Below are 14152 nucleotides of genomic sequence, written 5' to 3'. Positions count from 1 at the left end.
GGCACCTTTCAGTTCGGGCGCCGCAATGCCTTCAGGGCATCATCGAGACCATCGAGGGTCAGCGGAAACATGCGTTCGCCCATGATCTGCTTCATGAGTTTGAGCGAGTGGATGAAGCCCCAGTAGTGGGTGTCGCGCGGATTGATCCAGGCGGCCTTGGGATAATGCCGCAGCAGCCGTTCCATCCAGGTGGCGCCCGATTCCTCGTTCCAGTGCTCGACCGAGCCGCCGGCATGGGTGATCTCGTAGGGACCCATGGTGGCGTCGCCGACGATGACCAGCGACCAATCGGGGCCATAGGTGTTCATGACCTGCGTGGTCGGCGTAAAATCATCGAAACGGCGCCGGTTGGTGCGCCACAGTCGCTCATATGGGCAGTTGTGGAAGTAAAACGTCTCCAGATGCTTGAACTCGGATTTGGCGGCCGAGAACAACTGGGCCGATTCCTCGATATGGTCGTCCATGGAGCCGCCGATATCGAGGAGCAGCAGCACCTTCACCTTGTTGCGCCGCTCCGGGCGCAGATGAAGGTCAAGCACGCCGCCATTTGCGGCCGTCGCCCGGATGGTACCGTTGAGGTCCAGTTCGTTGGCCTCGCCCTCGCGACCCCAGCGGCGCAAGCGGCGCAGCGCCAGCTTGATGCCGCGTGTGCCCAGTTCCACCTCGCCATCGAGATCCTTGAACTCGCGCTTGTCCCAGACCTTGACGGCGCGCCGATGGCGCGATTCCTTCTGGCCGATGCGCACGCCTTCCGGGTTGTAGCCGTAGGCGCCGAAGGGCGAGGTACCAGCAGTGCCGATCCATTTGGAGCCGCCCTGGTGGCGTTCCTTTTGTTCCGCCAGGCGCTGACGCAGCGTCTCCATCAGTTTTTCGAAACCGCCCAGGGCCTCGATTTGCGCCATCTCCTCTGGGCTGAGGTATTTCTCGGCCAGCCTCTTCAGCCATTCATCCGGAATTTCTGCCAGCAGATCCTCGCCGACATTGGCGATTCCCTGGAAATAAAGTGCGAAAACGCGGTCGAAGCGGTCGACCAAGCGCTCGTCCTTCACCAGGGTTGCGCGCGCCAGGTAGTAGAAATCCTCGATATCCAGCAGCACGACCTGCTGCTTCATCGCCTTGAGCAGGGTGAGGTATTCGGTGAGGCTGACCGCGACACCTTCGTTGCGCAAGGATGTGATGAAGCCGGCGAACATCGCCCGCCTATTGGCCGCGCCGGGCCAGGAAGGCGACGCGCTCGAAAAGATGCACGTCCTGTTCGTTCTTGAGCAGCGCGCCATAGAGGGGCGGCACCACCAGCTTCGGGTCGTTCGACTTCAGGACCTCTGGCGGAATGTCGTCGATCATGAGGAGCTTCAGCCAATCCAGGAGTTCCGAGGTCGCAGGCTTCTTCTTCAGCCCCGGCACCTCGCGGATGTCGAAGAACAGATTGAGCGCCTCGCGCACCAGGTCGTGCTTGATGTCGGGGTAGTGCGCCGCGACGATTCGTTCCATCGTCTCTCGGTCCGGAAAGCGGATGAAATGGAAGAAGCAGCGGCGCAGGAAGGCGTCCGGCAGTTCCTTCTCGTTGTTGGAGGTGATGATGACCAGCGGCCGGTGCCTTGCCTTCACCGTTTCCTTGGTTTCGTAGACGAAGAATTCCATGCGGTCGAGTTCCTGCAGCAGATCGTTGGGGAACTCGATATCGGCCTTGTCGATCTCGTCGATCAGCAGCACGGCGCGGGTGTCGGAGGCAAACGCCTCCCACAACTTGCCCCGGACGATGTAGTTGGAGATGTCGTGGACGCGGGCATCGCCCAGCTGGCCATCGCGGAGCCGCGCCACGGCGTCGTATTCATAGAGGCCCTGAGCCGCCTTGGTGGTCGATTTCACATGCCATTCAATGAGTGGCAGCCCGAGGGCCTGCGCCACCTCGCGCGCCAGTACGGTCTTCCCCGTGCCGGGCTCGCCCTTCACCAGCAGGGGCCGCTCCAGGCTCATGGCGGCATTGACCGCCACCTCGAGGTCGCGTGTGGTGATGTAGCTGCCGGTGCCGGCAAATCGGGGGGCGTCACTGGTCGTCTGTCGGGTCATCGTCCATTTCCAGGGTTGTGCGAGCGCGGCGATCCTCGACGAATTCCCCATGCGCCACAAGCTTGACCTTCCCGGCCGGCCACCCAATCTTTGCCGTCATGACCCAGCGCAATGCCCGCTTCAAGATCGGCGACATCGTCCGCCATCGCATCTATCCGTTCCGGGGCGTCGTTTTTGACGTCGATCCGGCTTTTGCCAATACCGAGGAATGGCTGCAATCGATCCCGGCCGATATCCGACCGCATCGCGACCAGCCCTTTTATCACCTGCTCGCCGAGAACACGGAAACGACCTATGTCGCCTATGTTTCGGAGCAGAATCTGCTGCCCGACGCGAGCGGCAGGCCGTGCCGGCACCCGATGATCCGGGATTTGTTCGACGGCCCCGAGCACGGCGCCTACCGCCTGAAGGCCGGTCGCGCCAACTGAACCCGATCTGCCGGCACAAAAGCCAACGATATCAATTGGCTTGACAATAGAACTAAAATAGAACATAAAGTGAATATATTGCACACACAAATGGAGGCCGCCATGCTCTCGACCGCTCGCCATGCCCTGGAAGCCATCGCCTTCTCCGCCCTCATCATGCTGATCATCTCGCTCCCCACGCTCGCCTGAGGCCGATTCCGGCGGCGGGTTCCCGACCAGGGGCCCGCCGGCCGACCTCTGGCAATCCGGACTTTCGATCGCGTCGTGAACCCGCTAGGTTGCGCCTGAGAATACAGAATCCGCACCCGGGATCGGTGGCCGAAGCGGCCCCGCCGGGCGGCAATCTGTCAGGGGCAAGCAGCCAGGGTTCCACATAGCCGATGTCGCCGATCCGCCGTTTCCTGCAACTCGAATCCGCCGGCGGGATCATCCTGTTGCTGGCCGCCATTCTGGCCTTCGTCTGCGAGAATTCCGCCCTCGCCCCGCTCTATCAGGGTTTCCTCGATTTGCCCTTCGGCATCAGCCTGGGCGGGGCCGGGATCGAGAAACCGCTATTGCTTTGGATCAATGACGGCCTGATGGCGGTCTTTTTCCTGGTGGTGGGGGCCGAGATCAAGCGCGAGTTGGTGGCGGGCGAATTGTCGTCGCCGGCGCAAGCCGCCCTGCCGGGCGTCGCGGCCCTCGGCGGCATGGCGGTACCGGCCATCATCTATCTCGCCATCAACAGCGGCGCGCCGCAGCTTGCGGTCGGTTGGGCAATCCCATCCGCCACTGACATTGCCTTTGCGGTCGCGGTGCTGACGCTGCTGGGCCCGCGCGTGCCGCACAGCCTCAAGGTCTTCCTGCTGGCGCTTGCCATCCTCGACGACCTCGGCGCCATCCTGATCATCGCCGTGTTCTATACCAGCGACCTGTCCACCACCGCCCTTGCCCTCGCCGGCGCTGGAATCCTGGCCATGGTGATCCTGAACCGCAGCGGCGTGTACCGGGCCTTACCCTATCTGGTGATCGGCGTCTTCGTCTGGGCCTGCGTGCTGAAATCAGGCGTGCATGCCACGGTGGCCGGCGTGGTGACCGCCATGTGCCTGCCCTATCGGGTCGACGGGCCGCGCGAGCAATCGCCGCTGCGGCGCGTCGAGAACGCGCTCCACCCCTATGTCTCCTACGGCATCATGCCGCTCTTCGCCTTTGCCAATGCCGGCATCAATCTGGCCGAGTTGTCGCTGGAATCCTTCACCCATACGCTGACGCTGGGCGTTGCCCTCGGCCTGTTCTTCGGCAAGCAGATCGGCGTCATGCTGGCGGTCGCCGGCGGCTCGGCACTCGGCCTGTTCCGGCGGCCGACCGGCGCCACCTGGCCGCAGATCTATGGCGTCTGCGTACTCACCGGGATCGGTTTCACGATGTCCCTCTTCATCGGCACCCTGGCCTTCCCGGACGCCCATCTGGGTGCGGAAATGCGCCTCGGCGTGCTCACCGGCTCGCTCGCCTCGGCGCTGTTCGGCTATGGTATCCTGCGCTGCCTGCCGCGACCGGGGATGGCTGGCAGCTGATCGCGCGCCAGCACCTGGCTCAGCGCCGCGCGGCCCCGAAGAACCGCCAGACCGGCACGGCAGCGCTCAGTTCCTCGCCCGCGGGCTGCGTCGCGGTGGCCTTCAGCTGGATCGCCCCGCTCTGCACGCCGACGACCTCGACCCGGTCCCCCTGCATGCGCAGCAACGGTCCGCCGGATGCGCCAAAGGTGGCATCGCAGTTGTGCAGCACCAGCGGCTGCTCGGCGAAGATTTTCTCGGCCTGGCAGCCGGCATCGCGCATGGCGATTTCGGGCCAGTCGCTGCTGTAGCCGGCATTGGTCATTTCGCCCGCCTGGCCCAGTCGATAGAGCGCCGGCCAGTCCAGCTGAGCCAGCGGGACCGGCCGGATATCCAGCTTCTTCTCCAGTTCCACCAGGACCCAGTCGCGGGCCATGCCGAACACTTGGAGGCGCCGCGCCGGATCGTATTCCGGATCAAAAATGAAAGCGCGGCCGCGGGAATGCGCGGCATAGCTGCCGCGGTCATAGCCGGCCACAAAATGCGTCTCCAGCGGGATGCCCCAGCGCCCGTCCGGCGCGTTCCACAGGCAATGCGCGGCCGTCAGCACCAGATCGGGCGCGACCAGCGTGCCGGTGCAATGACCGCGCCCCTCGAGATTGATGCGGCCGATGGCGATCCAGGGCCAGCTCGTGGAATCGACCCGAACCCGGTCGTCACTGCCGGTGACGCCGATCTTGGGGAGCGGCGGCAGCGAGTCTGCGCCGGCAGCGCCAGCGAAGAAGGAAAGGCAGGCCGCCGCGATCGCCACGCAAAGCCGGCCCGGCCGAATGCCCGGCCGAACTCCCGGCCGAATGGCTGCCCGCAAGCCCAAACCAGTTAACGACATGCGCAGTACGACACTCAGGGGGCCAGGATGGCGTTGTGAAACAAAAGTCCGATGAAGGCCGCCAGCGAAAAGGCCGCGACCGCAAGGCCGAACACAACCATCTGGCTGATCCGGTCGTTGGGGCGCAATTGCCGGTCCATGTCGCGCCGGGCGGCGCTGCGCTTCTCCCTGCCCATCAGCACGACGAGGTAGGCGCGGCTGCCAGGCAGGGGAATCGACAGGCGCAAGTCGATCGGATGGCGGCGCTGGATCGAGCCCTGCGCCACGCGGCTGATTGCCTCGGCCTGGGGGGGCGTCAGCGACTGGCGGATCTCCGCCGGAAGTTTGCGCAAGAATGCCTCGCCGCGGACCTCGTCCATCAGCATGGCTGCCCCCTTGAAAGTTGAAATACCCAGCCAGCGCCGGGCGATCAGACCGGGCCGCCCGCTGGCGCAACCTGGATGCAGCTTGACCGGCAATGTTTAATTTTTCTTTACCAAGATCGGCTATCGACGTGGAAACGCACGAAATGCCCGCCGCTTCGGCCTGCCGGCCATCGTTCCGCCGGTCCGCTCCAGCGTCCCGCGCATGGCTCTTTTGCATTGCATCGGCTAGAATCTGTCCAAAATCAGACAATTAACAGATCAATCCACTGTCACGGGGTTTCCATATCATGCGAGCGGACAAGCTGAAGCAGCAGTTGATCGACGAGATCGTGCGTTTCGTCGGCGACCGGATCGAGCGCAAGAGGGCGCCGCTGATCGAGGCTTTCATCCGGCACTTCTACGCCCTGGTGCCACTGGCGGATATCGCCGGGGAATCGCCCGAGGATCTGTTCTGCGCCGCCCTTTCCCTCGCCAATTTCTCCGGCCAGCGACAGGAGAAGCAGACCAAGGTGCGGGTATTCAACCCGCGGGTCGACGAGCATGGCTGGCGCTCGCCCCACACCGTGGTCGAGATCGTCAATGACGACATGCCCTTCCTGGTGGATTCAGTCACAGCCGAGCTGAACCGCCAGGAACTGGGCGTGCATCTGGTAATCCATCCGATCATGCCGGTCACCCGCGGCGCGAAAGGGGAGATGACCGGCATTGCCGGGCCGGAGGCGAAGTCGGAATCGATCATGCAGCTGCGGGTCAACCAGGTGGCGACCCAGGAACAGCTCGACATCATCCGCAATCGCCTGGAGGCGGTGCTTCGCGACGTGCGGCTCGCCGTCGAGGACTGGCAGCCGATGCGCGCCCGGCTCGATACCGTGATTGCCGAAATTACCAAGGGCAAGCTGCCGTTGCCGGCCGAGGAGGTGAGCGAGGTTGCCGCCTTCCTCAACTGGATCAACGACGACCATTTCACTTTCCTCGGATACCGTGAGTACAGCTTTGCCGAAGACGGTGACGCCATCACCTATCACATCCGGGATGACGCCGGCCTCGGCGTGCTGCGCGATGCCAATGTGCGCGTGTTCGAAGGCATGCGGAACCTCGATGCGCTGCCGCCGGACGTGCGCAACTTCCTGACCCAGCCGAAGTTGATCCTGGTCACCAAGGCGAATCTGCGCTCGACCGTCCATCGCAACGTTCATCTCGACACCTTCGGCATCAAGATCTTCGACAAGAAGGGCAAGGTGGTGGGCGAGCGGCTGTTCGCCGGTCTCTTCACCTCGGTCGCCTACAACCGGTCGCCCTGGGAAATTCCGCTGCTGCGGCACAAGGTGCAGACCGTATTCGACCGCGCCGGCTTCTCAGCCAACAGTCATGACGGCAAGGCGCTCACCAATATCCTGGAAACCTATCCGCGCGACGAACTGTTCCAGATCGACACTGAGGAATTGCTGGAAACGGCGCTTGGCATCCTCAATCTGCAGGAACGCCAGCGCGTCGCCCTGTTCGTACGGCGCGATCCCTACGAGCGGTTCCTGTCCTGCTTCGTCTATCTGCCGCGCGACTGGATGACGACGGAACTGCGCCTGCGCATCACCAATCTGCTGTGCAAGGCGTTCAACGGACGCCTCTCCAATTTCTACGTCCATCTGACCGAAAGTCCGCTGGCGCGCGTGCATCTCATCATCTCCACCATGCCGGGCGAGATCCCGGGCTATGATTCCAAGGAACTGGAGCAGCTGGTCGCCGATGCCTGCCGTTCATGGCAGGACCAGCTGCGCGAGGCGCTGATCGAGGCCAAGGGGGAGGCCGACGGCCTTGTCCAGCTGCGCCGCTATCGCAATGCCTTCCCCGCCGGCTTCGAGGAATCCTTCAACGCCCATGCCGCGGTCGGCGACATCGACCGTATCGAGGAGGCGATTCGGGAAAACTGGACCTCGATCAACCTCTATCGGCCGATCGAGGCGCCGGAAAACGAACTGCATCTCAAGCTCTACAAGATGGGCGAGAAGATCGCCCTGTCCACCGTGTTGCCGTCGCTGGAGAATTTCGGCCTCAAGGTGATCAGCGAAATGCCGTTCGAGGTGCATCCCGAAGGCACCGAGCAGCCGGTCTGGATCCACGCCTTCGTCATGGTGACGGCGGACGGTGCCGATATCAACATCGCCGACATCCGCGCCAAGTTCCATCAGGCCTATGCCAAGATCTGGAGCGGGCAGATGGAGGATGACGGCTTCAACCGGCTGGTGATGACGGCGCGCCTCGGCTGGCGCGACATCACCCTGATGCGCGCCATGTGCAAGTATCTGCGCCAGGCCGCGATTCCGTTCAGCCAAGCCTATATGGAAGCGACGCTGAACGCCAACCCGCAGATCACGCGCAAGATCGCCAAGCTGTTCCATGTGCGCAACGATCCTGCGTTCCAGGACGAGCGCCCGGCAGCGGCGCAGAAGATCGAGGCCGAGATCGCGACGGCCCTGGACGCCGTGGTCAATCTGGACGAGGACCGCATCCTGCGGCGCTATCTCAACTTCGTGCAGTGCACCCTGAGAACCAATTTCTACCAGCCGGCTGCAGGTGGCGGACGCAAGGAATACGTCTCCTTCAAGCTGGATTCAGCGCGCATCGAGGAACTACCCCTGCCGCGGCCGCTGGTCGAAGTTTTCGTCTATTCCCCCCGCGCGGAAGCCATTCACCTACGTGGCGGCAAGGTCGCGCGCGGCGGCATCCGCTGGTCAGACCGGCGCGAGGATTTCCGCACCGAGGTCCTCGGCCTGATGAAGGCGCAGATGGTGAAGAACGCCGTTATCGTGCCGGTGGGATCGAAGGGCGGCTTTGTCGTCAAGCGGCCGCCGCAAGGTGGCGATCGCGACGCCATGATGGCCGAGGTGGTGCATTGCTACAAGACGCTGATGCGCGGCCTGCTCGACATCACCGACAACCTGGCTGGCGGCAAGGTGGTTCCGCCAGCCAATGTCGTGCGCCATGACGAGGACGATCCCTATCTGGTCGTTGCCGCGGACAAGGGCACGGCTACCTTCTCCGACATCGCCAACTCGGTTTCGCGCGAATACGGTTTCTGGCTTGACGACGCCTTCGCCTCTGGCGGCTCGGCGGGCTATGACCACAAGAAGATGGGCATCACCGCCCGCGGCGCCTGGGAATGCGTGAAGCGGCATTTCCGCGAACTGGATCACGACATCCAGAACGTCGACTTTACCTGCGTCGGCGTCGGCGACATGTCCGGCGACGTCTTCGGCAACGGCATGCTGCTGTCCGAGCACACCAGGCTGGTGGCTGCCTTCAACCACATGCACATCTTCCTGGATCCGAACCCGGATCCGGCATCCAGCTTTGCCGAGCGCCGCCGTCTTTTCGACCTGCCGCGCTCGACCTGGAGCGACTATGACCCAAAACTGATCTCGGCCGGCGGCGGCATATTCGAGCGCAAGGCCAAATCGATCCGCCTCAGCGCCGAGGTCAAGCAGCGCTTCGGCATCGCCAAGGACCAGGTGACGCCGAACGAACTGATCCAGATCCTGCTCAAGGCCGAAGTCGACCTGCTGTGGTTCGGCGGCATCGGCACCTATGTGAAGTCGTCCGACGAATCCCATGCCGATGTCGGCGACCGCGCCAATGACGCGATCCGCGTCGATGGCGAGATGCTGCGCTGCCGCGTGATCGGCGAGGGTGCCAATCTCGGCTGCACGCAGCGGGGCCGTATCGAGGCGGCATTGTCCGGCAAGCGCATCAACACGGATGCGGTCGACAACTCCGCCGGCGTCGACACATCTGACCACGAAGTCAACATCAAGATCCTGCTCAACGAAGCGGTCGCCAATGGCGACCTTACAGTGAAACAGCGCGACCAGTTGCTGGCCGAGATGACCGAGGAGGTCGGGCATCTGGTGTTGCGGGACAATTACCTGCAATCCCAGGCGCTTTCCGTCGCCGAGGCGCAGAGCTATACGCTGGTCGACCAGCAGGGCCGCTTCATGCGCGGACTCGAACGAATCGGGCGGCTGGACCGGGGGATCGAATTCCTGCCCGACGACGAAATCATGCGCGGCCGCGTCACCCAGCGCATCGGCCTCACCCGCCCCGAGGGTGCCGTGCTGCTGGCCTATGCCAAGAACGTGCTCTATGACGAATTGCTGCCTTCGGACCTGCCGGACGACCCGCAGCTGGTCGACGACCTCATCAACTATTTCCCGACCAAGCTGAGGCAGAGCTATCACGCCCTCATCCTGAAGCACCGACTGCGGCGCGAGATCATCGCCACCGTGGTGACCAACAGCATGGTCAATCGGATGGGCGCCACCTTCGTCCACGTGACTCGTGAAAAGACCGGCCAGAGCGCCTCGGCGATCGCCCGCGCCTATGCTGTCACCCGCGCGGCCTTCAAGCTGCGTGACATGTGGAACACCATCCAGGGGCTCGACAACAAGGTTTCTGCCAGCGTCCAGACCTCGATGCTGCTGGAGATCAACCGTCTTGCCGAGCAGGCGACCCTCTGGTTCCTGCGCAATGGCGAGCAGCCGCTCGATGTCGCTGCCAATATCGCCGCGACCGAGCCGGGCATCAGCGCGGTCGAAGCCGCGCTTCCGAACCTGCTTTCGCCGGGCGACCAGGCGGCCAATCTGAAGCGGGCCGGCAACCTCATGTCGGCCGGTGTGCCGGAAGCGCTGGCGCGCCGCATCGCGCAGCTCGGCAGCCTCGCCGCGACGCTGGATGTGGTGCGCATCTCGGCCCAGACCAGGATCAAGGTCGAGGACGTGGCCCGGACCTTCTTCGCGATCGGCGACCAGTTCAACCTGGATTGGCTGCGGAGCGGCGCCAAGGGGCTGATCGGCGACAGTCACTGGCAGCGCCTGGCGGTCTTCGCCATCGTCGACGACCTCAACACGCACCAGCGCGACCTGACCCTGGCCGTCCTCGGCAACGATCTTGGCCTGACCGGGCCCGAGGCGATCGAGGGCTGGAAGGCGACGCGGGGGGCCGCCCTCGCCCGTTCCGACGCGCTGTTCACCGAATTGCGCCAGACCACCAAGCTGGAACTGGCCATGCTGGCCGTGGCCAACCGGGCGCTGCGGAGCCTGTTGAGTTAGCGGGGCGCATACCGGCGCCCCAGGATGATCCGGCATCCTGCGGCCAGCAGGGGATGCCGGCACCGCGGCCGGACACTCGCGGCCGCGCTCCCCTTCCCGGGCTCCCCCGGACCGACCGGTGTCAGGGGCACCATGCGGTCATTTCCACCGCGGCAAGGCGGTCGCCGGCACCTTTGGCAGACCGGCGCAGCCTCTGGCTTCTTTCAAGGTTTTCTTTGCTTTTCCGCCGCTTGGCCGCTATCAAAGGGCCGCGATCCGGGCTGGGCGGGGCCAGGCCGGATTGCCGATAATGAGGACGCAACAAACAGCGCTGATCGGAAAAGCGGGTCGGGGGAACATGCAAGGCTCTGACAGCACTATGGACGAGCTCAATCGATTGCGGCGTCAGATCGACGCCATCGATGACCAGTTGCACGATCTGCTGATGCGACGGACCGAGCTCGCTGTCGCGGTCGGCGCTGCCAAGGCAGCGAAGCAGCCCGTCTCCGGCAATTCCCCGGCCGAGGGCGCCAAGTTCATCCGCCCGGCCCGTGAAGCCAAGATCCTGCGCCGCCTGATCGCGCGCCACCGGGGCAAGCTGCCCAAGGCGGTCGTGGTGCGGATGTGGCGCGAGATGATCTCGGCCCTCCTTCAGGTCGAGGGGCCGTTTGCGGTGGCCGTCTACGCCCCCCAGGGCCAGCCCGGCTATTGGGACCTGGCCCGCGACCATTATGGCAGCCGCGTCAAGATCCTGACCTTCAGCCGCGTCGACCGCGCCCTCTCGGCCGTGATGGACGGGTCGGCGACTGTCGCCGTCCTGCCCTTCCCGCGCGAGGACGAGACGGATTCCTGGTGGCGACGCCTGATCGGCTCGCCCCAGCTTCCCCATATCATCGCCCGGCTGCCCTTCGGCGACCCCGGCAACCAGCGCAATCCCGACCTGCAGGCGCTGGTGGTCGGCCGGACACCGACCGAACCCACGGACCGGGATCACTCCCTGCTGGTGCTGGAGGCGCCCGAGCCGATCAGCCGCTCGGCGCTGCGCCAGGCCCTGGCCAATGTCGGGCTGGAAACCAGCTTCATCCATGGCGGCCGTGACCGCCGGGGACCGGATCTCAATTTGGTCGAGGTGGCCGGCTATGTCGCCGCCCAGGACCCGCGCCTCACGCTGGTGATGAATGCCCTCGGCAAGGATACACTGGGCCGCGACGCGCGCCTGCACGCGATTGGTGCCTATGCCGAACCGCTGACCAAGGCCGAGCTAGCGGACGAACCGGCCGGCGGCGTGCATTGAGCCCGCGGTCCATTTTCTAGGAGTTGCGCAAGATGACACTCGCCGTCCGTCCGGGAATCATGGAAATCGCCGCCTATGTGCCGGGCGAACATGAGCTGCCGGGTTCGGGTCCGATCCACAAGATGTCGTCCAACGAAAGCGCCTTGGGCGCCAGTGCGGATGCCATGGCGGCCTATGCCAAGGGTGCTACGGAGCTGCACCGCTATCCCGACGGCGCCAGCCATGCCCTGCGCGCAGCCCTGGCGCGGGAAGTGGGCGGCCGCGAGGACGAGATCATCTGCGGCACCGGCTCGGATGACATCCTGGTCCTCATCGCCCGCGCCTATGCCGGGCCGGGCGACGAAGTGCTCTATTCGCGCCACGGCTTCCTGATCTATCCCATCGCCGCGCAATCGGTCGGTGCCGTACCGGTGACGGCGCCGGAAAAGGACCTCACCACGGATGTCGATGCGCTGCTCGCCACGGTGACGCCGCGGACAAAGATCTGCTTCGTGGCCAACCCGAACAACCCGACCGGCAGCTATATCCCGGCCAGCGAGATGCGCCGCCTGCGCGAGGGCCTGCCCGGTAACGTCCTGTTGGTGGTGGACGCCGCCTATGCCGAGTATGTCGACCGGCCGGACTATACTGACGGCTCCGAACTGGTGAAGGAATACGACAATGTCATCGTGTCGCGCACCTTCTCCAAGATCCATGGCCTCGCGGCGCTGCGCCTCGGCTGGGCCTATGGGCAAGCCAGCATCGTCGGCGTGCTGCATCGCATCCGCGGTGTCTTCAACGTGGCGGCCCCGGCCCAGATCGCCGGTATCGCCGCCTTGGCCGACCACGCGCATGTCAAGCGCTCGAAGGCGCATAACGACTACTGGCTACCCTGGTTCGTGGATCAGCTGAAGGCGATCGGCCTTCACCCCTATCCCTCGGTCACCAATTTCGTGCTGGTGCGCTTCCCGAGCGATCCCAAGTTGAATGCCGATGCGGCGGAGAAATTCCTGAAGTCGCGCCGCGTGCTGGTGCGCAAGATGGGCGCCTATGGCCTGCCTGACTGCCTGCGCATCACCATCGCCGAGGAAGCGGCCGTCCGGGCCTGCGCCGCGGCGCTCGGCGAATTCGTGCAAGGGGCGGCGACACAATGACGGAGACGCCGATCTTTCCGCGCGTCGGCATCATCGGCATCGGCCTCATCGGCTCGTCGCTGGCGCGGGCGATGCAGCTCGGCCGGCTGGCCGGCGAGATCACCATCTTCGACGCCAGCGCCGAGGCCCGGGCAGCCGCACAGGAACTCGATCTCGGCCAGGTCCATGATCGCCTCGGCGATGCCATCGCCGATGCCGACCTCGTCATCGTCGCCGTGCCGATCGGCGCCTATGCAGCGCTCGGACCGCAGCTTGCCAGGGGGTTGAAGCCCGGGGCCATCCTCAGCGATGTCGGCTCGGTCAAACAGGCGGTGGTGCGGGATCTCGGCCCCCATGTGCCGGAAGGTGTCCACTTCATTCCCGGCCACCCCATCGCCGGCACCGAACATTCGGGACCGCGCGCTGGTTTTGCCGAACTGTTCAAGGGCCGCTGGGCGATCCTGACCCCCGTGCCCGGCACCGATTCCGCAGCCACCGAGCGCCTGAAGGCACTGTGGGAGCGCATGGGGTCGATGGTCGAGATCATGGAGCCCAGCCATCACGACCAGGTGCTGGCCATCACCTCGCATCTGCCGCATCTCATCGCCTATACCATCGTCGATACGGCGACACAGCTGGAGACCTCGACCCAATCCGAGGTGATCAAGTTCTCGGCCTCCGGCTTCCGCGATTTCACCCGCATTGCCGCCTCGGATCCCACCATGTGGCGCGACATCTTCCTCAACAACCGCGAGGCGGTGCTGGAAATCCTCGGCCGCTTCACCGAGGATCTGACGGCGCTTCAGCGGGCCATCCGCTGGGGCGAAGGCGACAAGCTGTTCGAGACCTTCACCCGCACCCGCGAGGTGCGCCGCGGCATTATCGACGCGAAGCAGGCGTGACGGGGTGGGCGAGAAGGCATGACCGCTACCCGCCGAAAGCCATGTCGTGACATGGACGAGGTCCGCGAGGAGATCGACGCCCTCGACCGCGCGATCGTGGCGTTGCTGGCGGACCGGATGCACTTCATCAACGAGGCGGGGCGCCTGAAGGCGGATCGCGCGGCGGTGCGCGACGAGGCGCGGGTCGAGGACGTCATCGCCAAGGTGCGCGCCACGGCCCTGGCCGCGGGGATCGATCCCGACTTCGTTGAACCGCTCTATCGCGACCTGATCGAACGTTCGATCCAGCACGAGTTCGGCGTCTTCGACCGCCTGCACAAATCCTGACCGACGCTTGGGACAGGCCGCCCCGCAAAATTCACTTGCACGGCCGGGCAATATCCCTTAATCGCCGAATTCTCGGGGCTATCTGGTCGACAATCCCGCGTTTCCGCGCCACCCGCGAGCTTCTGGCGCAAGCCTGCTGCCGGTTTGTTGCA

The 14152-nt window shown here is 64.6% G+C and carries 11 protein-coding genes; 7 read left to right on the top strand and 4 right to left on the bottom strand.

The window, feature by feature from the left end; all coding sequences use genetic code 11:
* Positions 1-8 precede the first annotated feature (8 nt).
* Both A8950_RS03560 and A8950_RS03555 read right to left on the bottom strand, forming a co-directional pair.
* Complete coding sequence (locus A8950_RS03560; protein WP_133612223.1) at positions 9-1193, bottom strand: vWA domain-containing protein; 1185 nt, start codon at positions 1191-1193, stop codon at positions 9-11.
* 7 nt (positions 1194-1200) lie between these two features.
* A complete protein-coding gene (locus A8950_RS03555) occupies positions 1201-2070 on the bottom strand; it encodes an AAA family ATPase (protein WP_133612222.1) in 870 nt (289 codons plus the stop codon).
* Between the two features lie 98 nt (positions 2071-2168).
* Here A8950_RS03555 and hspQ point away from each other — a divergent pair, with 98 nt between their 5' ends.
* The gene (gene hspQ, locus A8950_RS03550; protein WP_133612221.1) at positions 2169-2498 is read left to right on the top strand and encodes a heat shock protein HspQ; all 330 of its coding nucleotides are present in this window, start codon (positions 2169-2171) and stop codon (positions 2496-2498) included.
* Between the two features lie 380 nt (positions 2499-2878).
* The gene (gene nhaA, locus A8950_RS03545) at positions 2879-4051 is read left to right on the top strand and encodes a Na+/H+ antiporter NhaA (RefSeq protein WP_133612220.1); all 1173 of its coding nucleotides are present in this window, start codon (positions 2879-2881) and stop codon (positions 4049-4051) included.
* A gap of 19 nt (positions 4052-4070) precedes the next feature.
* Here the strand turns inward: nhaA and A8950_RS19360 are convergent, their stop codons facing one another.
* Together A8950_RS19360 and A8950_RS19355 are read right to left on the bottom strand one after the other, a co-directional pair.
* Entirely contained in the window at positions 4071-4841 is a 771-nt protein-coding gene (locus tag A8950_RS19360) for a trypsin-like serine peptidase (protein ID WP_166644975.1), read from the bottom strand.
* Between the two features lie 92 nt (positions 4842-4933).
* Positions 4934-5284 (bottom strand): hypothetical protein, encoded by a 351-nt coding sequence (locus A8950_RS19355; RefSeq protein ID WP_166644974.1) that lies wholly within the window; start codon positions 5282-5284, stop codon positions 4934-4936.
* A 287-nt stretch (positions 5285-5571) separates the two neighbouring features.
* Here A8950_RS19355 and A8950_RS03535 point away from each other — a divergent pair, with 287 nt between their 5' ends.
* The 5 genes from A8950_RS03535 to A8950_RS03515 all read left to right on the top strand — a co-directional run bounded on the left by A8950_RS03535 (position 5572) and on the right by A8950_RS03515 (position 14000).
* Positions 5572-10386 carry an NAD-glutamate dehydrogenase gene (locus A8950_RS03535; protein ID WP_133612218.1) on the top strand — a complete coding sequence of 1605 codons (4815 nt, stop codon included), beginning with the start codon at positions 5572-5574 and terminating at the stop codon, positions 10384-10386.
* Positions 10387-10744: 358 nt separating this feature from the next.
* The gene (pheA, locus tag A8950_RS03530; protein ID WP_166644973.1) at positions 10745-11659 is read left to right on the top strand and encodes a chorismate mutase; all 915 of its coding nucleotides are present in this window, start codon (positions 10745-10747) and stop codon (positions 11657-11659) included.
* 32 nt (positions 11660-11691) lie between these two features.
* A complete protein-coding gene (hisC, locus tag A8950_RS03525) occupies positions 11692-12792 on the top strand; it encodes a histidinol-phosphate transaminase (protein ID WP_133612216.1) in 1101 nt (366 codons plus the stop codon).
* On the top strand, positions 12789-13673 hold the full coding sequence (locus A8950_RS03520) for a prephenate/arogenate dehydrogenase family protein (RefSeq protein WP_133612215.1): 885 nt from the start codon (positions 12789-12791) through the stop codon (positions 13671-13673). The genes hisC and A8950_RS03520 overlap by 4 nt, the downstream gene beginning before the upstream one ends.
* A gap of 51 nt (positions 13674-13724) precedes the next feature.
* A complete protein-coding gene (locus A8950_RS03515) occupies positions 13725-14000 on the top strand; it encodes a chorismate mutase (protein WP_243735517.1) in 276 nt (91 codons plus the stop codon).
* The last annotated feature ends 152 nt before the right edge of the window (positions 14001-14152 follow it).

Source organism: Dongia mobilis (assembly GCF_004363235.1).
Classification (GTDB): Bacteria; Pseudomonadota; Alphaproteobacteria; order Dongiales; family Dongiaceae; genus Dongia; species Dongia mobilis.
This window is presented reverse-complemented; position numbering and strand designations above follow the sequence as displayed.